At 42.5% G+C, this 24884-nt stretch carries 28 protein-coding genes; 16 read left to right on the top strand and 12 right to left on the bottom strand.

Features of this window, described 5'->3' with window-relative positions:
• Positions 1–3 precede the first annotated feature (3 nt).
• The 15 genes from mtnP (at position 4) to SCACP_RS08915 (ending at position 13898) form a co-directional block, all read left to right on the top strand.
• A complete protein-coding gene (gene mtnP, locus SCACP_RS08985) occupies positions 4–795 on the top strand; it encodes an S-methyl-5'-thioadenosine phosphorylase (protein ID WP_425060994.1) in 792 nt (263 codons plus the stop codon).
• A 13-nt stretch (positions 796–808) separates the two neighbouring features.
• Positions 809–1846 (top strand): S-methyl-5-thioribose-1-phosphate isomerase, encoded by a 1038-nt coding sequence (gene mtnA / locus SCACP_RS08980; RefSeq protein ID WP_425060993.1) that lies wholly within the window; start codon positions 809–811, stop codon positions 1844–1846.
• A 22-nt stretch (positions 1847–1868) separates the two neighbouring features.
• Complete coding sequence (locus SCACP_RS08975; RefSeq protein WP_425060992.1) at positions 1869–3110, top strand: adenosylhomocysteinase; 1242 nt, start codon at positions 1869–1871, stop codon at positions 3108–3110.
• 27 nt (positions 3111–3137) lie between these two features.
• Entirely contained in the window at positions 3138–4430 is a 1293-nt protein-coding gene (locus SCACP_RS08970; protein ID WP_425060991.1) for an amidohydrolase, read from the top strand.
• Positions 4431–4544: 114 nt separating this feature from the next.
• Entirely contained in the window at positions 4545–5711 is a 1167-nt protein-coding gene (locus SCACP_RS08965) for an aminotransferase class I/II-fold pyridoxal phosphate-dependent enzyme (RefSeq protein WP_425060990.1), read from the top strand.
• Positions 5712–5729: 18 nt separating this feature from the next.
• The gene (locus tag SCACP_RS08960; RefSeq protein WP_425060989.1) at positions 5730–6077 is read left to right on the top strand and encodes an ASCH domain-containing protein; all 348 of its coding nucleotides are present in this window, start codon (positions 5730–5732) and stop codon (positions 6075–6077) included.
• A gap of 39 nt (positions 6078–6116) precedes the next feature.
• Positions 6117–6689: a phosphate propanoyltransferase gene (gene pduL / locus SCACP_RS08955; RefSeq protein ID WP_425060988.1), complete on the top strand. Its 573-nt coding sequence runs from the start codon at positions 6117–6119 to the stop codon at positions 6687–6689.
• 100 nt (positions 6690–6789) lie between these two features.
• Complete coding sequence (locus SCACP_RS08950; protein WP_425060987.1) at positions 6790–7005, top strand: 4Fe-4S binding protein; 216 nt, start codon at positions 6790–6792, stop codon at positions 7003–7005.
• 5 nt (positions 7006–7010) lie between these two features.
• A complete protein-coding gene (locus SCACP_RS08945; RefSeq protein ID WP_425060986.1) occupies positions 7011–8078 on the top strand; it encodes a 3-methyl-2-oxobutanoate dehydrogenase subunit VorB in 1068 nt (355 codons plus the stop codon).
• A 2-nt stretch (positions 8079–8080) separates the two neighbouring features.
• Entirely contained in the window at positions 8081–8833 is a 753-nt protein-coding gene (locus tag SCACP_RS08940) for a thiamine pyrophosphate-dependent enzyme (RefSeq protein WP_425060985.1), read from the top strand.
• Complete coding sequence (locus SCACP_RS08935; protein WP_425060984.1) at positions 8830–9372, top strand: 2-oxoacid:acceptor oxidoreductase family protein; 543 nt, start codon at positions 8830–8832, stop codon at positions 9370–9372. Before SCACP_RS08940 ends, SCACP_RS08935 begins: the two co-directional genes overlap by 4 nt.
• A gap of 157 nt (positions 9373–9529) precedes the next feature.
• Positions 9530–10969 (top strand): diguanylate cyclase, encoded by a 1440-nt coding sequence (locus SCACP_RS08930; protein WP_425060983.1) that lies wholly within the window; start codon positions 9530–9532, stop codon positions 10967–10969.
• Between the two features lie 66 nt (positions 10970–11035).
• Positions 11036–11752, top strand: a complete 717-nt coding sequence (locus SCACP_RS08925) for an SAM-dependent methyltransferase (protein WP_425060982.1) — start codon at positions 11036–11038, stop codon at positions 11750–11752.
• Positions 11753–11867: 115 nt separating this feature from the next.
• The gene (locus SCACP_RS08920) at positions 11868–12791 is read left to right on the top strand and encodes a patatin-like phospholipase family protein (protein WP_425060981.1); all 924 of its coding nucleotides are present in this window, start codon (positions 11868–11870) and stop codon (positions 12789–12791) included.
• Positions 12792–12875: 84 nt separating this feature from the next.
• On the top strand, positions 12876–13898 hold the full coding sequence (locus SCACP_RS08915) for a hypothetical protein (protein ID WP_425060980.1): 1023 nt from the start codon (positions 12876–12878) through the stop codon (positions 13896–13898).
• A gap of 83 nt (positions 13899–13981) precedes the next feature.
• Here the strand turns inward: SCACP_RS08915 and SCACP_RS08910 are convergent, their stop codons facing one another.
• The 3 genes from SCACP_RS08910 to SCACP_RS08900 are packed head-to-tail and all read right to left on the bottom strand — an operon-like array spanning position 13982 to position 14898.
• Positions 13982–14365 (bottom strand): spore coat protein, encoded by a 384-nt coding sequence (locus SCACP_RS08910; protein WP_425060979.1) that lies wholly within the window; start codon positions 14363–14365, stop codon positions 13982–13984.
• Between the two features lie 42 nt (positions 14366–14407).
• Positions 14408–14641 (bottom strand): ferritin family protein, encoded by a 234-nt coding sequence (locus tag SCACP_RS08905; protein WP_425060978.1) that lies wholly within the window; start codon positions 14639–14641, stop codon positions 14408–14410.
• 47 nt (positions 14642–14688) lie between these two features.
• On the bottom strand, positions 14689–14898 hold the full coding sequence (locus SCACP_RS08900; RefSeq protein WP_425060977.1) for a hypothetical protein: 210 nt from the start codon (positions 14896–14898) through the stop codon (positions 14689–14691).
• 457 nt (positions 14899–15355) lie between these two features.
• On the opposite strand from SCACP_RS08900, the gene lexA reads away from it, so the two are divergent.
• The gene (gene lexA, locus SCACP_RS08895; protein WP_425060976.1) at positions 15356–15979 is read left to right on the top strand and encodes a transcriptional repressor LexA; all 624 of its coding nucleotides are present in this window, start codon (positions 15356–15358) and stop codon (positions 15977–15979) included.
• Between the two features lie 119 nt (positions 15980–16098).
• On the opposite strand, the gene SCACP_RS08890 is transcribed toward lexA, so the two are convergent.
• The 9 genes from SCACP_RS08890 to SCACP_RS08850 all read right to left on the bottom strand — a co-directional run bounded on the left by SCACP_RS08890 (position 16099) and on the right by SCACP_RS08850 (position 24839).
• Complete coding sequence (locus SCACP_RS08890) at positions 16099–17475, bottom strand: VanW family protein (RefSeq protein WP_425060975.1); 1377 nt, start codon at positions 17473–17475, stop codon at positions 16099–16101.
• A 102-nt stretch (positions 17476–17577) separates the two neighbouring features.
• Positions 17578–18387: a PRC-barrel domain-containing protein gene (locus SCACP_RS08885; RefSeq protein WP_425060974.1), complete on the bottom strand. Its 810-nt coding sequence runs from the start codon at positions 18385–18387 to the stop codon at positions 17578–17580.
• Positions 18388–18444: 57 nt separating this feature from the next.
• Positions 18445–19671 carry a tetratricopeptide repeat protein gene (locus SCACP_RS08880; RefSeq protein WP_425060973.1) on the bottom strand — a complete coding sequence of 409 codons (1227 nt, stop codon included), beginning with the start codon at positions 19669–19671 and terminating at the stop codon, positions 18445–18447.
• A 256-nt stretch (positions 19672–19927) separates the two neighbouring features.
• Entirely contained in the window at positions 19928–21169 is a 1242-nt protein-coding gene (locus tag SCACP_RS08875) for an aminotransferase class I/II-fold pyridoxal phosphate-dependent enzyme (RefSeq protein WP_425060972.1), read from the bottom strand.
• 3 nt (positions 21170–21172) lie between these two features.
• Complete coding sequence (hflX, locus tag SCACP_RS08870; protein WP_425060971.1) at positions 21173–22966, bottom strand: GTPase HflX; 1794 nt, start codon at positions 22964–22966, stop codon at positions 21173–21175.
• Between the two features lie 56 nt (positions 22967–23022).
• On the bottom strand, positions 23023–23247 hold the full coding sequence (locus tag SCACP_RS08865) for a hypothetical protein (protein WP_425060970.1): 225 nt from the start codon (positions 23245–23247) through the stop codon (positions 23023–23025).
• A complete protein-coding gene (locus SCACP_RS08860; RefSeq protein ID WP_425060969.1) occupies positions 23244–23831 on the bottom strand; it encodes a hypothetical protein in 588 nt (195 codons plus the stop codon). The genes SCACP_RS08865 and SCACP_RS08860 overlap by 4 nt, the downstream gene beginning before the upstream one ends.
• Entirely contained in the window at positions 23812–24417 is a 606-nt protein-coding gene (locus SCACP_RS08855; protein WP_425060968.1) for a GTPase domain-containing protein, read from the bottom strand. The genes SCACP_RS08860 and SCACP_RS08855 overlap by 20 nt, the downstream gene beginning before the upstream one ends.
• The gene (locus SCACP_RS08850; RefSeq protein ID WP_425060967.1) at positions 24417–24839 is read right to left on the bottom strand and encodes an AAA family ATPase; all 423 of its coding nucleotides are present in this window, start codon (positions 24837–24839) and stop codon (positions 24417–24419) included. Before SCACP_RS08850 ends, SCACP_RS08855 begins: the two co-directional genes overlap by 1 nt.
• Positions 24840–24884 lie beyond the last annotated feature (45 nt).

The following is a 24884-nucleotide window of genomic DNA, read 5'->3' as shown; positions in this document are numbered from 1 at the left end:
ATAATGAAGATTGCCATCATCGGCGGAACCGGTGTATATGATCCCCGGATTCTAAACAACATCCGTGAACAAGAAATTGCCACACCGTATGGTGTAGTACGCTTCAAAAGCGGCGAATATGCCGGCAAAGAAGTTGCCTTCATCCCTCGCCACGGCAGTAACCATTCCATTCCACCGCATTTAATCAATTACCGGGCTAATATCTGGGCCATGAAAAAGCTAGGTGTTCAGAATATCATTGCGACAACTGCCGTCGGTTCGCTCAACCCGGCAATGAAACCAGGCGATTTTGTACTTATTGATCAATTCATGGATTTTGTAAAAAACAGAGTAACAACATTTTATGAAGGCGGAGAGCGGGGGGTTGTTCATGTTGATGTAACAACACCCTATTGCCCGTCAGTGCGTACTGTATTGGCTGATGCCGCCAAAGACCTCGCTATATCCATCCATCAAAAAGGTACCTATGTGTGCACAGAAGGTCCAAGATTTGAGACACCGGCAGAAATTACTATGTTTGCCAAGTTGGGCGGTGATGTTGTGGGCATGACCAATGTCCCCGAAGTTGTGCTAGCCCGAGAAGCTGAAATGTGCTACGCTACCGTATCCATGGTTACTAATTTTGCCGCCGGCATCTCACCCCAGCCTTTAACCCATCACGAAGTGCTGGAAACCATGCAGGCTAATACCGAGAACATAAAAAAACTCATTATGGCCGGGATAGAACGCTTACAGCCTGATACTGACTGCGTCTGCAAACACGCCCTGTCAGAGTACGGCGGCTTTACATTGTAGAAAGGAGATACTTATGCGTTCTGTTGTTTGGTCAAATGGTTGTCTTACCTTGTTAAACCAGACTTTATTGCCGGCTAAAGTGGAATATATTGAATGTAATGACTGGCGGCGGGCTGCTGAAGCTATTAAACACCTTGAGGTGCGCGGCGCGCCGGCAATAGGAGCGGCTGCGGCTTTTGCGCTGGTGCTGGGAGCCCGTGAACTTGTTGAACTTGATTTTGCCGAATTTAAGCGGCAATTGGACGAAACCGCTCAGGTACTGCGCCAAACCAGACCAACTGCCGTGAATTTATTTTGGGCTATTAACCGGATGATGGCTGTTGTCAATCGTCTGCCTGATAATACTGCTCCGCAAACAGCTATCTGTGCCCTGGAACAAGAAGCCATCGCTATTGCTGAAGAAGACAAAGCAGTCAATGAACGAATCGCTGAGTATGGTGCAACCTTATTTACCGCACCAACTTCAGTATTAACTCATTGCAATGCCGGAGCATTAGCGACAGTCGCGGTCGGCACCGCTTTGGGGGTTATCCGCAAAGCTTGGTCACAAGGAAATATTACCCGGGTTTTTGCGGATGAAACCAGGCCCTTGTTACAAGGAGCCCGGCTGACTGCCTGGGAACTTATGCAGGATAGCATTCCGGTGACTTTGATTACCGATAACATGGCCGGCTGGGTAATGAAAAACAAGATGGTTCAAGCTGTAATAGTTGGTGCTGACCGAATCGCCCTCAATGGCGATGTTGCTAACAAAATCGGTACTTATAGCGTAGCCGTGCTGGCGAAAGAACATGAAATACCGTTTTATGTAGCCGCACCGGTATCCACTTTTGACTTTAATATTAATAGCGGCGCTGATATCCCGATAGAAGAGCGGTGTGCAACAGAAGTCACGTCTTTAGGCGGAAATTGTGTTGCTCCTCAGGGAGTACAAGTATTTAACCCGGCGTTTGACGTTACGCCGCATACTATGATATCGGCAATTATCACTGAACACGGGGTACTCAGGGCTCCCTACAAACAAGCTATCGCCCAATTATCTCAGCGCTGACAGCATGGAAAGGAGATTTAAAATGGATTCTGTGATTCGTGATATCAACCTAGCCCCGCAAGGGATGGACAAAATCAACTGGGTAAAAGAATTTATGCCTGTACTTAATGTCCTTAATGATGAACTTTCACAAACCAAGCCTTTATCTGGGAAAAATTTAGTAATTACAATGCACCTTGAAGCCAAGACTGCATATTTGGCGTTAGTGCTCAAAAACGCCGGAGCCAATGTAGCTGTCACCGGCAGCAATCCACTATCCACCCAGGATGATGTCGCTGCCGCGCTGTCGTCTCAAGGAGTTAAAGTATTTGCCTGGTATAATACGACCGCCGAAGAATATGAGCAATTTTTACACAAAGCCCTTGACACAAAGCCTGATATTATTATTGATGACGGCGGTGACTTAGTATCTTTGCTGCATGGCAAACGAAGCGAAATGGCGGCCAACATCCTAGGCGGCTCGGAAGAAACTACCACCGGGGTTATGCGGCTTAGAGCATTATCTGAGGCCGGACGGCTTAAATTCCCTATGATTGCGGTAAATGACGCTTACTGCAAATACTTATTCGACAACCGTTATGGCACCGGCCAGTCGACTTGGGACGGTATTATGCGTACTACCAATCTGACGGTAACAGGAAAAACAGTGGTTGTTGCCGGCTACGGCTGGTGCGGTAAAGGAGTGGCTATGCGGGCCAAAGGGCTGGGAGCCAATGTAATTATTACCGAGATTAATCCCATTAAAGCCATTGAAGCGGTTTTTGACGGATTTACCGTAATGCCAATGCAGGAAGCTGCCATGAGGGGCGACATTTTTGTTACCTTAACTGGCTGTAAAGATGTAATCCGCCGTGAACATATGGAAATCATGAAACCTGGCGCCATCATGGCCAACGCCGGTCACTTCGATGTTGAGATTAACAAAGAAGATTTGGCGGCTTTGGCAAAAAGCCGTAAGATAGTACGCAAAAATATTGAGGAATTTGTTATGGCCGACGGTCGTAAGCTATATTTGCTGGCTGAGGGACGCTTGGTAAACCTGGCAGCCGGCGATGGGCACCCGACAGAAATCATGGATTTATCATTTGCCTTGCAGACACTGGCTGTTCTTCATATTGCCGGAAACCATAGTCAGATGGAAAACAAACTCTATACTGTAACGACTGAAATGGATAACCGCATTGCTTCGCTCAAGCTTAAAGCCATGGGCTTTGGCATTGACCGGCTTACTCCTGCTCAAGAGGAATATTTGCGGCAAGCCTAGTCCGGCAATGGAAAAGGGGGCATACAAATGTTCAATATAGTCCTTAAAGGCGGCGACGTCCTGGGCGCCGACGGCCAAATTCGTCAAACAGACATTGCGATTAGCGGTTCGATAATTACGCAAATAGGAACCATCCCGGAACCCCAGGCAAACAGAGTAATTGATTGCCGGAACAAGCTTATTGTTCCGGGGTTCGTTAACACTCACACCCATGCAGCCATGACGTTATTTCGCAGCTATGCCGATGACATGATGCTCATGGACTGGTTGCAGACTAAGATTTGGCCGGCCGAAGCTAACTTAACGTCAGAGGATGTTTATTGGGGCACACTCCTGGCTATAGCTGAAATGATAAAATCTGGCACTACTTGTTTTGCCGATATGTACTTTTTTATGCCTGATGTGGCCAAAGCGGTAGCCGAAAGCGGCATTCGCGCCGTGCTATCAAGAGGGATGGCCGGAGTTACACCATCTGCTAATCAGGCATTAGCCGAGAGTGAATCATTTTATAACGAATGGCATAATGCGGGAGACGGCCGGATCACCGTAATGCTTGGTCCCCATGCGCCTTACACTTGTCCGCCCGACTATCTGAAGAAAGTAACAGCATTAGCAGGAAAGCTGGGGGCCGAAATTCATATCCACTTATCTGAAACTGCCGGTGAAGTGGCTGATTGCACTAAGCAATATAACAAATCGCCAATCGCGCTCATGCAGGAACTCGGGGTGCTGGACCATGGAACACTAGCCGCCCACTGTGTGCATGTGTCGCCTGAGGATATCGCCATCATGAAAGAAAAAGGAGTAAGAGTGGCTCATAATCCTGGCAGTAACATGAAGCTTGCCAGTGGTGTAGCTCCTATTCCCCAGATGCTCCAAGCCGGAATTTGCGTAGGGCTGGGTACTGACGGTGCAGCCAGTAATAATAACCTGGATATGGTTGAGGAATTACGCCTGGTTGCAACACTCCATAAAGTTCACGGCCTTGACCCGCTGGCCGTACCGGCAAAAGCGGCAGTCGACATGGCTACCGTTCAAGGAGCTAAAGCTCTAGGTCTAGGCCAAGTAACCGGCCAATTAGAAACCGGCTATAAAGCCGATATAACCATCTTTGATATGCAGCAACCTCATTGGCATCCGCGCCATGACCGTATATCCCTCTTAGCCTATGCCGCCAGTGCCCATGATGTCCATACCGTAATTGTTGACGGTAAGATATTGCTTGATAACCGCCAGTTCACTACCATCGACCAGGAGCAACTGTTTGCTGAGGCCGACCGCCGAGGTATGCAGTTAGTTAAAAAATCACACACTAAATAAAATTTACTTTTCACTTGCCGATTAACAGGAATTGCCTTAATAATATGGAATATTAAAATTAGCCATATTTGATCAGTAATTCAATTCAATATTATGGCTGATTGGAGGGCAACGATGTTTGAACAAGCTGATCGTATGCAAGCATTAACTTCAGCTATTTTTACACAAGTCGATGATATGCGAAAAGCTGAAGTTGCCGCTGGTAAGGACGTTATCACTTTGAGCATAGGCAGTCCTGATATGGCGCCTGCGCCACATATTGTTGAAGCATTAAAAGATGCTGTTGATTGCTGCTTTAACTATGGATATACCTTGTCTAAGGGAGTTCCTGATCTTTTAAACGCTATAGCCCAATGGTATCGAACTAAATTTGACGTACAGCTAAATCCTGAAACCGAAATCCATTCACTCCTTGGATCGCAGGATGGCTTAGCCCATATAGCTTTATGTCTCATTAATCCTGGCGATGTAGTGCTTGTGCCAGACCCCGGCTATCCTATATTTAGCGCTGGCCCGCTTGTTGCCGGAGCTGAACTTTACCGCATGCCACTTACCCCGGAAAATGACTATTTGCCCGATTTGGCAGCTATTGATGAATCAGTTCTAAAACGGGCAAAAATAATGATTTTGAATTATCCTAACAATCCGCTGGCAGCAACGGCACCAAGAAGTTTTCTTGAGCAAGTCGTCGAATTTGCCAAACGTCATAATATCTTAGTATGTTATGACTTTGCCTATAGCGACTTGGTATTTGACGGTTATCGTCCTGACAGCTTCATGTCAATTCCGGGAGCTAAGGATATCGGTATTGAATTTAATTCTTTATCAAAGACCTATAATATGGCTGGCTGCAGAGTTGGTTATGTTGTAGGTAACTCCCAAATCATATCGCTGCTTGGACGTCTTAAGTCCAATTTTGACTATGGCATTTTTTACCCGGTGCAGCAGGCTGCGATTGCCGCCCTGACCGGTTCCCAAGATTGTGTTCGTCAAACGGCTGCCAGTTACCAGCGTCGCCGCAATATCATTGTTGATGGCTTTAATGATATTGGCTGGAAGGTACCCCGTCCCAAAGCTTCAATGTACGTGTGGGCGCCGGTGCCTACACATCAGTCGTCATTTGACTTTACGGTGTCATTACTTAAGAATACCGGGGTTGCTGTGATTCCCGGCAGCGCCTTCGGCGACTGTGGCGAAGGCTATGTACGCATCGCGCTCGTTCAGCCTGAACAGCGACTGTCAGAAGCTGTAGCCAGAATTAAAAAATGGCTAAAACCATAAAAACAGGAGGATTTGGGGATGAGGGCCTTAAATTTTTACTCGTCTAACTATCACAGTCAATTGGTTTGCCGCCGCAAAATTTGTACTATCAGGCTAGGCGATAAAACCAATAAATACTCTGAAGGCGATATTGTATGGGTAACTGTTGGCAAACGTTTTGCCCAAAAGAAAAGAATTTTTACTGCGGTTATTGACCGTGTTCTTGTTAAACCTATTTCCCAATTGACATTGGATGATTTGCAGGGAGAAAATCCGGACCTTACCAGCGTCGATGATTTACTGGTCTTTTTGCAGTCTATTTATGATAAGACCTTAACTTGCAGTGATATTGTAACTGTAGTATATTTTTCTGAAATCATCGAATAGCAGGTAGAATATAATTTAATAAAAGGAGTGCATTTTTACATGTCCAAACCAATTCCTGTAGGCATCTCAGCCCGTCACGTGCACGTATCGCGTGAACATCTCAACATCCTGTTCGGTGAAGGATATCAACTCACCGTAAAAAAAGATCTGTCACAACCTGGTCAATTTGCCTGTGAAGAGCAAGTTGATCTGGTAACTGAAAAAGGTACTTTTAAAAATGTCCGTATCCTTGGACCTGAGCGTAAACAAACCCAAGTCGAAATTGCTCTTACTGACGCGCTAAAACTCGGTATTAAACCTCCTGTCCGTGATTCCGGCGACTTAAAAGGTTCTCCCGGCCTTACTCTTGTAGGACCTAAAGGCCAGGTAAAACTAGAAGAAGGCGTTATCGCAGCTTGCCGTCATATCCATATGACTCCCGCCGATGCTGCTGAATTCGGTTTGAAAGACAAAGATATTGTCAAAGTTCGCTGTGGCGGCGAACGCGGCCTTATTTTTGATAACGTATTAGCCAGAGTAAGTGAAAGCTTCAAACTGGAATGTCACCTTGATACAGATGAAGGCAATGCAGCTAAGCTCAATACTGGCAACACGGTTGAAATTGTAAAATAGAGATAACCACCTTTAACCCCGTGTTGTAAAAAACATGGGGTTAATCTTTTGTGTACTGGATACAATACATTGTTCCTATTTTTTTAAAGGAGGGAACCATATGCCAAGACCAGTATTTAACGAAGAAAGATGCAAAGGGTGTGAGCTCTGCACTGTTGTCTGTCCCCACAAGATTGTAGTGCTTGCCAATCGCTTTAACAGCAAAGGGTACCGGCCAGCCACCTGTATCGATGAGACCAAATGTATCGGATGCGCATTATGCGCTAAGACATGTCCGGATGTTGTAATTGAAATTCATAAAAACAAGGGGGAGTGATTTACGTGGCCGAGAAAATTCTAATGAAAGGCAACGAAGCCATTGGCGAGGCTGCTATTATTGCCGGCTGCCGCCATTATTTTGGCTATCCAATAACCCCACAAACCGAGTTAACCGAATATATGTCCAAACGCATGCCTCAGATTGATGGAGTATTTCTTCAGGCGGAAAGTGAAGTTGCGGCGATAAATATGGTATATGGAGCAGCCGGAGCCGGTGCCAGAGTAATGACATCATCCTCCAGCCCCGGAATAAGCTTGAAAATGGAAGGGATTTCTTATATTGCCGGTGCAGAACTCCCCTGCGTTATTGTTAACATTGTCCGCGGCGGCCCTGGACTTGGTGGCATTCAACCGGCCCAATCCGATTACTTTCAAGCGACTAAAGGCGGTGGGCACGGCGACTACCGGAATATTGTTTTAGCTCCTAACTCGGTTCAAGAAATGGTGGACACCACAGTAATTGCCTTTGACCTTGCCGATAAATACCGTAACCCGGTCATGCTCCTGGGTGATGGTGCACTGGGTCAAATGATGGAACCTGTTGAGTTTAGCCCCAGTAACGCCAAACCGATCGCCAAACCGTGGGCGGCCACAGGCTTAAAGGAACGTACAGAGCCAAATATTATAACTTCATTGCATCTGCAGCCTGAAAAACTTGAGCAGCATAACATCCATTTGCAGCAGAAATATGCTGAAATAAGCGCTAATGAGGTTCGTTATGAAGAATTGTATACCGATGATGCCGAGCTTGTACTTGTAGCCTACGGTATTACCTCTCGCATTGCCCGTACTGCTATGGAAAAAGCGCGGAGTCAAGGCCTAAAAGTGGGAATGCTGCGTCCCATTACTTTATGGCCATTCCCGGAAAAACCCATTGCCGCCTTAGCCAAGAAGGCTACAGCTTTTTTGACGCTTGAACTTAGTGCTGGACAAATGGTTGAGGATGTGCGTCTAGCCGTTAATGGCGCCAAGCCGGTACACTTTTACGGGCGTATGGGTGGAATTATGCCTAGCCCTAAGGCAATATTTGAGGAAATTACCAAAATATTTAACGGTAAGGAGGGCAGATAAATATGGTAGATAAAATCTTTTCCAGACCTCAAGGACTAAAAGATGTTGCCTTTCACTACTGCCCTGGTTGCCATCATGGTATCATTCACCGTCTGGTTGCTGAAGTCATTGACGAACTTGATGTCCGCAATAGAGCAATAGGAGTTGCTCCTGTGGGTTGTTCGGTATTAGCTTACGAATACTTTAACTTCGATGCTCTTGAGGCTGCCCACGGCCGTGCACCAGCGGTAGCTACCGGTGTTAAACGAGTCCATCCTGACGCTGTTGTTTTTACATATCAAGGTGACGGCGACCTAGCCGCTATTGGTTGCGCCGAAATTGTTCATGCTGCCGCCAGAGGCGAAAAAATCACCACGATTTTTGTTAATAATGCCATTTACGGCATGACAGGCGGCCAAATGGCGCCGACAACACTAGTAGACCAGGTTACCAACACATCTCCGTATGGCAGACATGCTGATAGCGCCGGTTATCCGATTAAGGTATCTGAGATGCTATCTACACTTGATGGAGCAAAGTATATCGCCCGGGTAGCAATTAACACTCCCGGAAATATGGTAAAAGCCAAAGCTGCCATTAAAAAAGCTTTTGAAGTTCAAATAAAAGGAGAAGGATTTGCTTTAGTTGAAGTACTGTCAACCTGTCCGACCAACTGGGGTATGAGTCCGGTTGAGGCGGCTAAATGGCTTGAACAACATATGATTCCCTACTACCCGCTGGGTGTTTATAAAGCATCAGAGGGGGGAGCAAAATGACACATGAAATAATTATGGCTGGCTTTGGTGGCCAGGGTGTAATGCTCATGGGACAATTGTTGACATATGCCGGTATGATCGAGAACCGACAGGTATCGTGGATTCCTTCATACGGTCCGGAGATGCGTGGAGGTACAGCCAACTGTTCAGTAATTGTATCCGATGAACCTATTGGTGCACCCATCGTCTCAGAACCAACGGTAGTAGTGGCCATGAATCTACCGTCGCTCGACAAATTTGAACCAATGATTCAACCCGGCGGCATACTTATCATAAACAGCTCACTTATCGAACAGGACGCCAAACGTACTGATATCAAAGCTTATCAAGTTCCGGCCAATGATATTGCTGCTGAACTTGGCAACATCAAAACAGCCAACATGGTTATTGTCGGTGCTCTTATCGGCGCAACCGGTGTAGTATCTAATGAGGCAGTGTTAAAAGCGTTTGCCAAAATGTTTGCTAAAAAACCTGAGCTGCTGGAAATTAACGAACAAGCCATTCGCCGTGGCATGGAGTATATTAAAAGCAGTAAGTAGACTATTCAGAGAACTGCTCTGGAATAAGCCAGGGCAGTTCCTTTAATTTTGCAATCTAAACGGGAAGGATTTTTGCTATAAACAGCGAACATTTATTTAATATTTCAAAATTAGGGTAGGTTGATTGCCGGTGAACAGTAGCATAATGCACACAGCAATGCTAAACGCCGTAATAAATGCGACACCGTCAGCACTAATAGTAGTAGATGCTGCCGGTATTATTTCTCATATCTATATAACAGGGCGTCCACAAACTTCATTGGCACTCTTCATTGGCAAAAGCTTCACAAGAATAATCCGTTTGATATTTGATACTCATAATAGCCAATTAATTTACAATACATTTAGAAGTTGCCAAACCTCTCAGCAGCCAACCGCAATAAACCAGTTAAAGCACAATTCAAGACGTCATTTAACTGAATACTTCGACTGCGATTTTACTCCGGCGCCGGAACAGAATGTAATTATCTTTTTCAAAAATGTTACTGAGGCAGTATTATTGCAAGAAGAATTTTTCACCATTACTGAGCAACATGACACATTAAACCAAGAACTGTGTACAGCAATGGCTAATCTGGACTTTCACCTGATGGATTTAGAGCATGCACATAAAAAATTATCAGCATTATACCGAATAACAGCCATTGTTCAAAAAACAGTTAACGAGCAAGAAGTACTAACCGAAATTTTAGACGGTATTACCCGTGAGTTAGGTTTTACCAATGCTGCAATACTCTTGCTGGACCCTGAATCACAGGAGCTAGTCAATAAAGCTCACCGCGGCTACAATGATAAAATCCGGATACCGTTAGGCAAAGGAGTTACAGGTTATGCTGCCTTGCACCGCGAGCTGGTATATGTACCTGACGTAAGCGCCGATGAGCGCTATATTCCCGGTACAACAGACGCCTTTAGTGAAGTTGCCATACCTCTCATTGTTAATGATCAGGTTATTGGGGTACTTGATGTTGAAACATCAGAAGACCGGGTACTTAAAGCTTATGATCTTGATTTGCTTCGTTCCTTGGCCAGTCAGATTGCCATGACTATTGACCATGCCAACCATGTTACCCAGGCTTGTATTCAGGCTTCTACCGATGGGTTGACAAATCTTTATAATTATCGCCATTTCCAGACTATACTTGCGCAGGAATTTAAACGGGCGCACCGTTATAAGAGACCACTTGCCTTGCTCATGATTGATATTGATTATTTTAAGCACTATAATGATATTAACGGGCACAGGTATGGTGACGATGCCCTCAAAGCCGTTGCTGACCTTGTTCGCCAATACTGCCGAGATACTGATTTTGTATTTCGTTACGGCGGCGAGGAGTTTGTAGTATTACTTCCGGAAACTACCATAGCCGAGGCTCACATAATTGCTGAACGAATAAGGAAGGCTATTGCTGAATATCCATTTCAAAACAGCAATAATCAGCCTGGTGGAGCGCTGACAGTCAGTATTGGTATCGCGGGATATCCTGATGATGCCAACTCAGAAACCGAACTTATTGATGCTGCTGATGCCGCACTGTATTCAGCAAAACGCTCTACCAGAAATCGTAGTTGTTTATATAGCTCTGATGTCAGTTAGCGCTTATATTTTTAACATAGCAGGAATGTTTTTAAGCGAAAAGTATGTATACTGGTGGTGTCAATAGTGACTCATGAAATATCAGGTGATTTCAAAACGTATTCCTTGGCAGGAACAGACCAGGAAGTACGATTTATTACCAGTGTGCTAAATTTACAACCAGGTTCATCTATTCTTGATTTATATTGCGGTTACGGTCGTCATGCGATAGAGTTAGCTAAACAAGGGTTTGATATTACCGGAGTAGATGCTACTCAGGATTTTTTAGACATTGCAGCACAAAAAGCGCGGGAAGCTATGGTAGACATTGCGTTTCGCCGGCAGGATATGCGGGAATTGGATTATAATCAACAGTTTGCCGCAGTAATTAATATGTTTGCGGCCTTTGGTTATTTTACTGACGATGAAAATGTGAATGTAATAAAACTCATTGCTAAGGCTTTAAAATCTCGTGGTTTATTTCTAATTGATTTATTAAACCGCGACTGGATGGTCCGCAATAATTTAAACCGCTACTGGCGCCATCCCAGTGGTGAATATGTACTATCATATAAGGTAGAGTTAGAAAACGGCATTGCTACTATGAAACGTCAACTTCTCAACCAGGTTACAGGTGCAAAGATTCAGTATGAATTTGTTTTAAGAGCATATTCTTTACCAGAAATGGCAAATATATTTACTAATAGTGGCCTTTCAATTATTGCAACCTTTGGAGGATTTGATGGACGTGCTTACAGTTCTGAAACCCCACGCATGATAATTTTGGCCAGAAAAAACGACTAAATCTGTTAGAGGCTAAATAAGTCTCTTTTTTTTATGCTTTTTTAGTTATCACAGTCTTGTTGTTCTTTCATAACATAATACAGGATGAAGTGCAAGCGAGGTGAAATGTCAATCAATGATTGTCAACATCAATAAGCAACAGCGCAACTACCGGCCTAAGATGGGGGTGGCATTAAGCGGGGGCGGACTAAGAGGAACTTCGCATATCGGGGTCCTTAAAGCCCTGACTGACCATAACATCCCGATTGATTATATTTCCGGAACCAGCGCCGGAGCAATAGTGGCAACAATGTATGCTTGCGGCTATTCTCCGCAGCAAATGCAGGCTATTATACAAAATATTGACATTCATGACTTAATCGATTTAAAAGTTACAACTGCTGATTTGTTTAAACACGGCTTTAAATGGCTGCTAAGCGGTAAATTTCGTTTTTGGTCAGTATTACCTACCGGTTTAATTAAAGGAGAAAAAATTGAATTTTTTTTGTCAGACTTCTGGCATCAAAAAACTGTCCGCGATACTAAAATACCATTGGCCATAACTGCAGTAGATATAAATTCAGCCGATACCGTATTCTTTACATCCCCATTACCTCCAAACCGAGCCATTCTTAATGCCAGATACTATCATAATACTTTATTATCTGAAGCTGTCAGGGCTAGCATCTCTATACCGGGGATATTCTTCCCAAAAAAATATCGAGGTATGACACTAGTAGATGGTGCTGTAAAAAATAATCTTCCGACTGATATTTTGGTTCATATGGGTGCCGAAAAAGTTATTGCTGTTGATTTGGGCTACGCTGGCCAGCCTAATTATGAAATTAGTACTGTCGGTGAAATACTTATGCAATGTATTGAAATTATGGGTAGGGAAGTTACTTTAATCAAATCGGAGCAATATGCAGATGTAATTATCCGTCCCCAGGCCTATGATTTAAATTATAAAGACTTAAAACATGCAAGTGAATTTATACGACGCGGTTATCATGCTGCACTTGAAAAAATCAATGAAATTAAAGAACTACTATTATCATAAATAGTTACCTGTTCATTTTGTTTTGCATATCATACATCAGGCTGGCTTTTGTCGATTGATATTCATAGGCAAGGGGGCAGTGTGATGAACAAAAAGGATATGCCAGAATTATTTCGTGAGCTTTTCAAAATTGATAACTTTGACAATAATATAGTCGGTGTCGGTCGAGGTCATAAATTTGTCCGCGGTCATAATACCAAAGAAGAATCCTTAATTGTACTGGTCAAAAAAAAATATCGCAATTCAGATTTGCGACGGGACACGGTAGTGCCAAAAACACTGAACGGTATGTTAACTGATATAATCGAAGTAGGAGATATCCGCCTGTTGAGTCAAAGAATGGAATTCCACCGCCCGGCCCAGCCTGGAATGAGTATTGGTCATTATAAAATTTCGGCAGGTACCTTTGGCGCAGTAGTTAAGGATAGAAGCACGGGAGAACTTTTAATCTTATCCAATAATCACGTACTGGCTAACATAACTGACGGTAGCGACGGACGGGCCGCTCTTGGTGATCCTATACTTCAGCCAGGAATATATGACGGCGGCAAAAAAGAAAATTGCATAATTGGTCATCTACACCGCTTTGTACCGTTGTACCGGGAAATTGTTGCACCACGGTGTAAAATCGCCAAGACTTTCGAAGTGTTACTTAATAAATGCATTCATAGTTTCCGACCGCAGTATCAAGTGCGGGTATTTCGGGAAAGTGGTAAACTCAACTTGGTAGATTGTGCGGTAGCAACTCCGGTAAACCCCGAAGTCATTAACCCTGAAATATTGGAATTTGGCTATGTCGCTGGCATAAAAGAAGCAATGCTAGGTATGGACGTAAAAAAAAGCGGCCGGAGTAGTGGTGTAACCTATAGTCAAATACTGGCAACTGATGTTACATTTAAAGTTGGTATGACCAATCAGGAATATGGCCTATTTACCGACCAAATCTTGGCAGGGCCTATGAGCATGCCGGGAGACAGCGGCTCATTAATACTCACCAGCGATAATTATGCAGTTGGTCTATTATTTGCCGGTTCTGAGCAAGCAACCTTATTTAATAGAATAAATCATGTGCTTGATAAACTAAACATTGACATTATTACTTTTTGACATACTTTTTATAATCACATTGACATACTTTTTATAATCACAAAACCAGGATGTTTTAAATCCTGGTTTTGTGATTTGATTTATTAAGTGTATTGATATTGACTATTGGATCTGCCGCGGTAATCGCCAAAGTTATTTCTGGCATTTCTTCGGTTAGATCTTACATTAAAAATTTTTCTAGAGTTCAATCTTTGCTTTTGCTCCTGGTCGCCACTAGCTAAATTATACCAACCTCGCTGCTGCATGGCATTAAACAGAGTAAACGCATTTTCATGTTCGTCATGTTGAAATTCTTCCATCGTATTGTGAACGGTAACATTGCTGGACTCCATTATCGCGTGTTCATACAAGTGTGAGAGGTGTTTTTCAGTATTAATTAAATCAACTATCATATCTCGGTCAGAAAGTCTATTGCGGCTACTATTATTGGTAATAGCGTTATTGGTGTAACGTTTCACATGAGCCATAGAGTGCCCTCACCTCATTACAAGTATAGTTTTTTATTGGTATTATTGAGCGGAAGCAGAAACCGATTGACCCATAATTTGCTTCAGTCTATCAGCATGCTGACGCTTGTTCTTGGAAATACTAAACAACAGACTTTTAAGTTCCGCGTCCTGACACTGGTCTGCGTACACGCTATATTTTGCTAATGCCAGGTTTTCCATTTGGATAGCATCTTCTAAATAATTCTTTTCTTTTTGATTGAATTTTTGCGAATAATTACCGCCATAATATGCCATGTTTTTTTCACCTCCGCAATTTTAGATTAATTAACTAGGAAATCTAATCAACCAATATCATAGTCTATTTCACGGGAGGGATGGGCATAGGCATTTGTGGGGAACTCCATAGAATAGGTAAAATCTCCGTTAGCAGCTTCTGATTTAGCAGCGGTATTTTCCTGCTTGGCGTTTGTTTTATCAACGCTATTGGTTAGTTCTTCAGCAAATTCATACAAGCTGCTAGTAGAACTGGATTTATAAGATGACTTTAACATATAGACACTTCCTTTCCCTTATTTTTTACCTAATTTACCTTAGTTATCAGTAACTACAAATTTAGTATTTTATTTATACCCAATTGTTATTCGGAATAAGTTTTTGAATCATAAGGAAATAAATTCCTGCAGTTTATTAAAACAGTTGGCAGTCCTTTAAGGCACACGCTTTTTGTGCCTCCCTCAGTTTCAACTTAACATAATAGATATTATCGGACATAAAATTATAGCCAAAAAGATATGCTGTATATTTTGCTTCGATAACGTAGATAACCTGATATTTATTTATCCAATTATGTTTGTATTATTGCATTTATTATCGCGCAAATATGTTTTGGCCAATATATACCAATATATAATTTATATAATTACAAAAAACACGAACGAATGTTTGCAATTTATGTTAATAATGCTATAATAGTAATATAATCAAATACTGTTGGTGGTGTATTAATACATGAATATTAATAAAGAGCTATTGCTTAATCCCAGGCAAAAACAAATATTAAAGTATATTAAAGATACTTTACGAAATAAAGGATATCCTCCTTCAGTACGTGAGATTGGCGAAGCTGTTGGACTAAGCTCTAGTTCTACCGTGCATAGCTATTTATCAAAGCTCGAAGAAATGGGATTTATTCGCAGAGATCCGACTAAGCCACGTGCCATTGACGTTTTAGATGAAGCACCTTGGCGGCAAAAGCAAATTACCCCGGTGCCGCTAGTCGGCCGGGTGACTGCCGGTCAACCTATTTTAGCAGTAGAAAACATTGAAGAAACTTATCCTCTTCCTGCCGAACTCATTGGAAACGATGACGTATTTATGCTTGCGGTACAAGGTAACAGCATGATTGAAGCTGGTATTTTAGACGGTGATTATGTCGTAGTACGTAATCAAAGTACTGCACGTAATGGTGATATTATCGTCGCACTTGTTGATGAGGAAGAAGCAACTGTAAAACGCTTTTTTAAAGAAAGAGACTCCATCCGTTTGCAACCTGAGAACTCTTCCATGGAACCTATTTATTCTCGCAACGTGCAAATATTAGGCAAGGTCATCGCTGTATTCCGCCGCTTATAGCCTAATGTAATGTATCAATAAAAAAAGTAGCGAACCGTTAAGTAAGCTACTTTTTTTATTTAATTTATATTTAAGTATTAAGTTTTTATTAATTGAATATAAAAATTAATATATTAGAGCTATTTTCGGGGCTGATGCGGTGGAATTTTACTTCCAACACGTACTATCCTGTCAACAGGTAAGAACTCGTCTGAAGCTAGAAATTCTTTCTTTACAATTTTACCATCAATTTTTTTTATTCGGTAAGTAGATACTTGGAACCCTTTTTGTCCTTCTGTTTCTACAACTTCTTTTCCTAATTCCAAATCGGGGTCTTGTTTAATAATGGTGTTAGGCTCCAATACTTTTTTATCGGCAGCTACAACATAAATTTCTGCAGAATTTTCCATATGCTTGCCAAAGATATTAACAACAAGCTGATTACCAAAAACTTCACTGGTTATATAGATATTTTGTGGTAATGTGTTCTTAAATTTAAAGTCCAGCTGATCATCAGCTACAGTAGCATCTTGCCCTAAGGGTACATAACCTGGCGGTCTGAAGTGAGCTGTACGTTCTTCTATACTTAGGTCAGCTAACAGCGCAGCATTATACAGCGTACTACTAACCTGGCATACACCTCCACCCCAGTCAGGAACTAAAACGCCATTAATGTATACGGGAGCCTCTTTATAACCATATTTCGCCAGTCTCAATCCAACGATATTGTTGAAGGAAAATACTTCACCAGACCGCACTAAAATACCATTGATGCTTTTAGCCGCTAGTAAAACATTTTGAGTACGGTTTTGATCCCAAGGATCAAATTGAGTTGTATAAGAAGCAATAATTCCGTCTATATGCTCAAGATCGTGCGCTACTACCGCCGGTATAATTTCATCTACAAAGATATCTAAAGTAAATGTCAACTTAGTATTAAGGTTGGCATTTACTTCTGCCATTGTCTTGGCCAAATCAACTTTACGGCCTATTACTTCGGGGACAATTTCAATATTGGACTTTCCTGCCGATTTAACAGTGGCATTTTGCGGCTGGCAATCAATGCTCTTAGCGATTGTTGCCAATATCTGGTATAATTTATCTTGATTATAATAAACTGTTAATGGCAGGCTATGCCCCTGATTTACCGCTAAATATCTTTCTTTAAGACGATAAATTATATTGCCGGTTCGGCCGACAGCATATGCCTGCTGAGCCAACTTATCGGCTTGAATACTGAGTCCAATGTCTTGAGCGGCAATAGGCCATTTCTGATCTTTATATATTAATGTTATTGGCGCTTTAGCGGTTCGTTCTTTGAATTGGGATGCAATCACTTGTTCAGCCTGAGCTACTGATAGGCCGCCAACATGGATATCGCCAACAGTGACGCCTTGATAAATCTCATCCGCCACCATGAAAGCAATATTGGCAGCAATCATGCTTACTGAACTAAAAAGCGTAATTATGATTAAAAATAATATTATATTAGCATTCTTAGATGTTGGAGTTTGCACAAGGCACACTTAATCCTTTCATGCGTTAAGTGTTGTTGGTAAACAAACAGTTTTGGCAGTTAAGTAAGCCCCCGCTAAAAATAGCAGGGACTAGTATTTAACCTACTGAATATTCATTGACAGTTCGACAAATTTGCCGGCAAGTTTCGCTTTTTGCAATACCTCTTCAGTAATTTCACCGCCTTGCTCTACAATCAACATGCCATTGTCTGTTTCAATACGGCGGGCGGCTTTTTTACCAAGTAAGAATTTACGATGCTTGTCGTCAAACTTTTTAGCAGAATCGTCAGCGGGTAAGTGCTCTTTTTCCTGAACTTCTGCAGTCGTAGCAACAGGAACTTCAACTTGATGAGCTGATTCTTGTATCGAAGCAGATGAAACTGCAACTTTCTCAAAGTCAACAGGTTTGACATCAACCGGATTGGTTGCAGGCGTAATGTTGACCGCTTCATTATTATCAGAAATAATTACTACTTCCTTACCATATGTAACAACACGCTGTGCTGGAAGTTGAACAACTTCACCTTCCGCTGTCTCCATTTCACAAACATTAATTTTTCCAGCATTATCAATTATAATTTCATTTATCTTCCCCTGGATTCTCCCGCCTTTTGTCAAGACTTTAGTACCGATAACTTTTACCCCGGCTTCAAGCAGTTGTTCAAAATCAGCACGATCAGTTACTGCTACAATGTCACCACTATTGTTAACTGTAACTGCGTACTCACCAAGACCAGCTATGGATTCGAATGGCAGCAGTTTGGCTCCCAAATACCATTTACCATCATCAATGACTAAAGCAGCTATTGTGCCGTTAACAGAGTTAACAAGAAGTTCTTTAACATGGCCTAATTCTTTACCTTCGGTAATGCTGATTACTGGTTGTCCAATAATGTCTACGCTCTTTTTCATTCTATGACCTCCACATATTTCTCCTATTTCTCTTCTTCTTATAAATCTCTTATAAATTTAGATATTACCAACATTACGCCACTCTTTAAATTCTTCATCGATTTCTTTTAACACGTGTGGCGGTATTTCCAAGAACGGGACACAACCCAAGCGGCTCTGTGTTAAAATATTTTTGATAATGCGTAAATATGCGATAGTACTGATAAACTCTTGTTCCAGCATCTCATCTTGTTTTGTTTGAGAAAGATTGCGGCCATCAGTGAATACTTTAATAGCTTCATCATAGGCCCCCATATTTTTTAACAAATTACCCACTTCGACAACTAGAAACGGGGCAGCATCACTATCAGGATACAAGGTTAGCGCCCTGCTAAAAGCACTAAGAGCAGCTCCGTAGTTACGTTGTTCTTTATTCATAAAGGCAAAATCCAGTAAATCATCCAATTGATCGGATTCAGGCTGTGTAAATTTTGCAGCCGGTTTGTCATGCGCCATTATTGAGTTGTCAGCCTCCAGCGGTATAACAATTGACTGTTTCATTGCCTCAGACATTTCTTCGTCGACAACTTCTTCAACTTTTTCCAATATGCTGTTGTCATCTGGTACAAGTTCATCTTCATCTAAAATCCCATCAGGGGTTTCCTGAAATACTTCAACTATCTCTTTCTGAGCAATTATTTCCGGTTGTCTTATTTCTGGTATTAGGGCTTCCTTGTACTCACTACACTGTTTATCCATAGATTCAATTACTGCAAATTCTTTAACATGGTCAGGCAATATTGAGATATCCTCCAAAATTGGTTGGTTGTCAAATTGTTGGTCAGTTGCCTCTTGTTGTTTAAGTGTGACAACAGCTTCACAGCCCAAGGCATGATAAGCTATTTCCGATTCCTTGCTTAACAGTTGATCAGCCCAATCTGCTTCTTGGCCTTCATGTTTATCTACTACAGGTACAGGCTTTTCATTTGATTCATTTTCCGAATGGTTAAAAACTTCCTCATTGATATCCATTTCAGTATTAATGGATATATCTCCGTCAAGCGACAAACCATTATCAGTAGCAGACACGATATGTATTATCGTATCAGGCTGACTTTGTGCAATAGTAGAAGCTACGCAAGACACGGTTTCAGGTGAATCAGCAATATCTTGGCGTAAAGAACAGTCCTCATATTTGGCGACAAAATAAGCGAATATAACAGCAAAAATCGCCAAGACCGCCAGTGTCCCGGGCAATCCAGCAATTTCTACAACAATTTTAGGTAATACCAGACTGATAATCATAGCGCATGCCGCACATAGCAAAAGTGGCCGTAACCGTAGACCAATCCCAAATATGCTGTTGGTCAGCTTATATACAATCAAAGTTGCGGTAAGAATAGCCAGCAAACTGGCAATTATATATTCCACACTAAATCACCGTGAAAAACGTATTTTTAAAAATATAAATTGCCATACTTTTGCTTTATTCGACGCTTTTATATTTTTTCCTGTCAAAAATCTATTGTATTTAAGAAATATGCAAAGAAATGTCTGGTCATTATCCGGCAACAGCGCTAGCCGCACCTAAGATGCCAAGCATAGCATGTTCAAGAGTTAGCCCGCCCTGCAAATAAATTATATAAGGCGGACGCAGCGGACCATCAGCACTAAGCTCAATAGATGAACCTTGTACAAAAGTTCCCCCTGCCATAATAACCTGGTCGGTATACCCCGGCATCGGACCAGGTACTGGCCGCACATGCGCGTCCACTGGGGAATACCGTTGCATTCCCTGACAAAATGCGATCATTTTTTCTGCTGAACCCAATTCAATAGCCTGAATTATATCACTCCGCGGCTCTTCTGGGCGCGGCAATGTCTTATAACCCAACAAGCTGAACAATACTGCCGCGAATATTGCCCCTTTTACAGCCTGTGCTACAACATGCGGTGCTAAAAACAAGCCTTGATAGAGTAAACGGCTATCGGCAAGTGTTGCCCCTAATTCTCCGCCTAAGCCTGGCGCCGTTAACCGACAGGCAGCCAAATCTACTAATTTTGTTTTTCCGGCTATATACCCGCCTGAAGGTGCAAGTCCTCCTCCTGGATTTTTGATCAGCGACCCGGCCATAATGTCGGCACCGCAGGCTGTAGGCTCAGCTATATCAACAAACTCACCATAACAGTTATCGACAAAGCATATACAATCGGGTTTGTGCTTTTTGATTTCGACGCAAACTTCTCTAATTTCATTAATAGTTAATGGCTTGCGTAGACTATAGCCCCGAGAACGCTGGATAAGTGCTACTCTGGTGTTAGGCCGGATGTTAGCGGCAATTGCCCCCATATTCACTCCGTTTTGTTCCATGCCTATTTCCCGATAACTAATGCCACAATCCATTAGCGAACCCTGAGTATGTACAGTATGACCGATAACAGTCTGCATTGTATCATATGGCGTCCCGGTAACTGCTAATAGTTCATCGCCGGGGCGCAACAGACCAAATAGAACACAAGCTAAAGCATGGGTACCTGATACAAATTGAGTTCGTACCAAGGCTTTTTCGGCGCCACACAGTTCAGCCCATACGGCTTCAAGGCGCTCCCGGCCGCTATCGCCATAGCCGTATCCCGTTGTCGTGCGGAAAAGATATTCGGAAATTTGATGATTGCGAAAAGCCTTAAGTACTCTGGCAGTATTTTGCTCCGATGTATTATCGACCGCCGCAAATAATGGACGTGCCTGTTCAAGGGCTTGAGTTTTCAGTGCCGTAATTTCTTTAGAGAATAGACTACTCATTACTTATTCATCTCCTGCTAGATATTTTCTATAACGTTCAAATTGTTCTGGCGGCAATGATACTGATGCATAAATTCCCTCTGACTGGTATTCAACACTGTGTACTGTTGCTGATTCATACAGTCGTGATAGCAAACCACTGTTATCATATGGCAGTAATAACTTTGTATCTGCCACGGCAGATTTAAGGCTATCTTCAATCATTGTCAGCAGTTTGTCAAGGTTTACCCCTGTTAATGCTGACACAGAAATACTGCCTGGTTCACGAACCATCCGTTCAATAATATGCTGATTATCAACCTTATCTGTTTTATTATAGACAGTTATAACAGGTTTCGTGTCTGCTCCCAGTTCTCTCAGCACTTGGTACACTGCTTGGCTTTGCTTTTCATATTGAGGATGGCTGGCATCTATAATATGAAGTAATAAATCTGCCTGCACCACTTCTTCCAACGTACCGCGAAATGCCGCAATTAACTGATGGGGCAACTTTTGAATAAAGCCTACGGTATCAGTAAGTAAAATTTCTTTCCCGCCTGGCAGTTTAATTCTTCTGGTGGTTGGATCCAATGTTGCAAATAGCTTGTCTTCTGCCAAGACACCGGCATCAGTCAGTTTATTGAGTAAAGTAGATTTGCCTGCATTAGTATATCCGATTAACGCCGTTGTCGGTATTCGGGCTGCCTGACGCCGCTCCCGGTGTAAATTCCTGTGCTTTTTAAGGTTTTCAATTTCTTGCTCAATGTCATTAATTCTTGACCGTATACGTCGCCGGTCCACCTCGAGTTTGGTTTCACCCGGTCCCCTGGTGCCTATACCGCCTCCCAGGCGCGACAATACCAAGCCTTGGCCACCTAAGCGGGGCAGGTTATATTTTAATTGCGCCAGTTCAACTTGAAGTTTCCCTTCATGAGAACGGGCCCGTTGCGCAAATATATCCAAAATCAGAGCTGGCCGGTCAACAACTTTAATTCCCAGCGCCTGCTCCAAATTACGCTGCTGCGCAGGCGAAAGTTCATCATCGAAGATCACTATGTTGGCACCTAATTCTTGACGCGCAAGGCTAATTTCCTGAACCTTGCCACGCCCAATAAAATAAGCTGCGTCAGGACGACTGCGTTTTTGCCATACAGAACCTACAACCTCAGCACCGGCCGTCTCGGCCAATTGTGCCAACTCACTGAGCGAATCACTGACATCCCATTCTCCCTGCCGTTCAACACCAACTAATAATGCCTTTTCAACTTGGTCTAAGTTGGAAACAGTATCTTTACTCTCCAGTTGACGTTCTATCTGATTAGTCAGATAGCTTAAGTCCAGTTGGGCAAACTCGGATAATGACAACGGTCCAACTGTTCTTACATCATAATTGTCAGCCGTATATCCTGAAATAAAGCCAAAGCTGATTTCCTGGACACCATCTCTTACACCTACCGCTGCCATAATGTCAAACCGCATTTCTCTAAGTGATGCTAGGTCTACACTACTTAAGCGGCTGTCGCCTCCCGGATGGGTATGTATGCAGCGAATACCGCTTAATCTATTAAGCGCACGCCTCCCATCAGTTTCCGGTAACGATACTGTCTTAGTATCACCAACCGCCACCCGTACAACATTGCCGCGCCGATTAATATATACTGCGGTTTCCCGGTTTAGCTGGCCGGTTATAATAGCCATACTTTGCGCAAGGTCAATAGTAATGGTCTGACCAAAAGGAACTGTGAACTCATACAATTGTTCAAGACTATCGACAACTGTTTTCTTTAGGCCGCTCGTTTCTCCATATACCTCCGGCAATCATCAAACACTCCTAACTTTTCTTTAACTGTTACTATGTACTCTACATTACTTTGTTATAAAATGTCCAAATCCCTGCTAATTTTTTCATAGTTGAACATTTTTGTCCAATGCTCACTACAAATTATACATTTTCCCTCTTCTAATGATTGTTGCCGTATTTTCAGTGGCATAACCGCTTCTGTTTCCTGGCAGCCTGCCGCCCACCCTTGGCGCTTACCAATGACATAACCTAGTAAAAAAACAAGCAGTACACTAATAACGATGAATAATATACTCATATCCGCACCCCCTCATAGTGCAGGGACGCTAAATAAACTATAATCGTCCCAGCCATGGCAGGGACAAACAACTGCTCATTTAAATTCCAAGCTCCCAGTGCGCACATTAAACCTATAACAAAACACTCCACACAACCAAACCGGTTAGCTAGGTTGCGTTGCCCGGATAAGCAGTCACTACGCGCATCAATATAATCATCAAATAACTGTATTGCTGATACAAAACTTAACGAAAACAACATATAATTCCAACCAAATAGCACTGTTCCGATGGTAAAAACCAACAGTGATTCCTGAAAGCCATTTAGTCGGCTCGGAAGTCTTTCCCGCATACTGTTAAACATTCCAACAATATAACTGCCTAAAAATAAAGATAGGCTCAATGCCGCATTAATGCCAGCCGCCAAGGCCAATAAAAACATGGCATAAAGCATAGTTCCCCGGCCCAAAAATTCAGCCCAATTATTTTTGCCTGCAATACAATCATATTCTTTATCTAAATAATCGTCAGCTAGTTTTACTGCCGCCGAACAACACATTACAGCCGCTGTTGTGGATAAAAAATCAAATATTTCTGGCCACACAGGCTTTCACCTCTTTAAATCCGCGGCAATATAGCGCGGAAACAGGAATAACGTGCGCCTTCGGAAAAGCAGCTGCCAATCGCGGCAAATTATCCTTGGCCGAGACCAAATCAAACTTATTTCCTAGTAATACATAAGCATTGCGAACTACACCGTAGTTGTAAAACTCATGATCAATACTTATTTTACTGCTAATAAAATCTTTATTGACCAAAGACAAATCGATGATATGAATAATAAAATCAGCTGACCGCAATAAGCCAATAGTTTGAGCCATTCCTTTTCTAATTTCTTCGTCATTATGTATTTGCTCACTTACACCGCAGGTGTCGGTGAGTTTAAAGTTCACCGCCGTCTTGCCTACTGCCATATTTAGGACAATTGACTGCAAAAAACGTGTCTTATGTAAAGTCATTCCACACAATTCCCGCTTGGCTTCTGCAAGTGAAAAATGTCGGCACGTCGTTAGCCCGTCATAGGTGCGAAATGTAATATCAACATTTTTTGCTCCCAAATATCCGGCAAAATTGAGTGCAAACATGGTTTTCCCAGAGTTGGGCCGCCCAATAATTACACATTCCCGCATTATTCCACCCCCATTAAATCGGCTGGTTCAATAACCATCAATTCCTCTCTGGTGGTAGAAGGTTTGGTGATAAGGCGTACAGCTTGCCGCCTGATAGCTTTCTCGATAATATTGCGTACAGTTCTGGCATTTCCAAAATTGTCGCCACTGCTGTTTTCAGGCGCATTAAGCAAATTTAGCAAGGCAATCTTAGCCTGGCTATTAAGCTGATATTGTCGTTTAACACACAGTTGCTCAGCAATTTGTAATAACTCCTGTTTATTATAATCCGGAAAGTCAATATGAATGGGGAACCTTGATCGTAGGCCAGGATTGGTCAAAAGGAAATTTTCCATTTCCTTCTGATATCCGGCGAGAATTAAAATCAGTTCATCTCTATGATCTTCCATAGCTTTCACAAAGCTCAGTATACAAATCAGCATAAATAAAAGCAGCTTTCTGGCGATTTAACGCCGGAAGGCTGCTTT

The organism is Sporomusaceae bacterium ACPt (assembly GCA_041428575.1).
GTDB classification, from domain to species: Bacteria; Bacillota; Negativicutes; order Sporomusales; family Sporomusaceae; genus Sporomusa_D; species Sporomusa_D carbonis.
This window is presented reverse-complemented; position numbering and strand designations above follow the sequence as displayed.

Coding starts and splice junctions, on each gene's coding strand:
- mtnP (WP_425060994.1), top strand. CDS start 4: ATGAAGATTGCCATCATCGGCGGAACCGGTGTATATGATCCCCGGATT.
- mtnA (WP_425060993.1), top strand. CDS start 809: ATGCGTTCTGTTGTTTGGTCAAATGGTTGTCTTACCTTGTTAAACCAG.
- SCACP_RS08975 (WP_425060992.1), top strand. CDS start 1,869: ATGGATTCTGTGATTCGTGATATCAACCTAGCCCCGCAAGGGATGGAC.
- SCACP_RS08970 (WP_425060991.1), top strand. CDS start 3,138: ATGTTCAATATAGTCCTTAAAGGCGGCGACGTCCTGGGCGCCGACGGC.
- SCACP_RS08965 (WP_425060990.1), top strand. CDS start 4,545: ATGTTTGAACAAGCTGATCGTATGCAAGCATTAACTTCAGCTATTTTT.
- SCACP_RS08960 (WP_425060989.1), top strand. CDS start 5,730: ATGAGGGCCTTAAATTTTTACTCGTCTAACTATCACAGTCAATTGGTT.
- pduL (WP_425060988.1), top strand. CDS start 6,117: ATGTCCAAACCAATTCCTGTAGGCATCTCAGCCCGTCACGTGCACGTA.
- SCACP_RS08950 (WP_425060987.1), top strand. CDS start 6,790: ATGCCAAGACCAGTATTTAACGAAGAAAGATGCAAAGGGTGTGAGCTC.
- SCACP_RS08940 (WP_425060985.1), top strand. CDS start 8,081: ATGGTAGATAAAATCTTTTCCAGACCTCAAGGACTAAAAGATGTTGCC.
- SCACP_RS08935 (WP_425060984.1), top strand. CDS start 8,830: ATGACACATGAAATAATTATGGCTGGCTTTGGTGGCCAGGGTGTAATG.
- SCACP_RS08930 (WP_425060983.1), top strand. CDS start 9,530: ATGCTAAACGCCGTAATAAATGCGACACCGTCAGCACTAATAGTAGTA.
- SCACP_RS08920 (WP_425060981.1), top strand. CDS start 11,868: ATGATTGTCAACATCAATAAGCAACAGCGCAACTACCGGCCTAAGATG.
- SCACP_RS08915 (WP_425060980.1), top strand. CDS start 12,876: ATGAACAAAAAGGATATGCCAGAATTATTTCGTGAGCTTTTCAAAATT.
- SCACP_RS08910 (WP_425060979.1), bottom strand. CDS start 14,365: ATGGCTCATGTGAAACGTTACACCAATAACGCTATTACCAATAATAGT.
- SCACP_RS08905 (WP_425060978.1), bottom strand. CDS start 14,641: ATGGCATATTATGGCGGTAATTATTCGCAAAAATTCAATCAAAAAGAA.
- SCACP_RS08900 (WP_425060977.1), bottom strand. CDS start 14,898: ATGTTAAAGTCATCTTATAAATCCAGTTCTACTAGCAGCTTGTATGAA.
- lexA (WP_425060976.1), top strand. CDS start 15,356: ATGAATATTAATAAAGAGCTATTGCTTAATCCCAGGCAAAAACAAATA.
- SCACP_RS08885 (WP_425060974.1), bottom strand. CDS start 18,387: ATGAAAAAGAGCGTAGACATTATTGGACAACCAGTAATCAGCATTACC.
- SCACP_RS08880 (WP_425060973.1), bottom strand. CDS start 19,671: ATGATTATCAGTCTGGTATTACCTAAAATTGTTGTAGAAATTGCTGGA.
- SCACP_RS08875 (WP_425060972.1), bottom strand. CDS start 21,169: ATGAGTAGTCTATTCTCTAAAGAAATTACGGCACTGAAAACTCAAGCC.
- SCACP_RS08865 (WP_425060970.1), bottom strand. CDS start 23,247: ATGAGTATATTATTCATCGTTATTAGTGTACTGCTTGTTTTTTTACTA.
- SCACP_RS08855 (WP_425060968.1), bottom strand. CDS start 24,417: ATGCGGGAATGTGTAATTATTGGGCGGCCCAACTCTGGGAAAACCATG.
- SCACP_RS08850 (WP_425060967.1), bottom strand. CDS start 24,839: ATGCTGATTTGTATACTGAGCTTTGTGAAAGCTATGGAAGATCATAGA.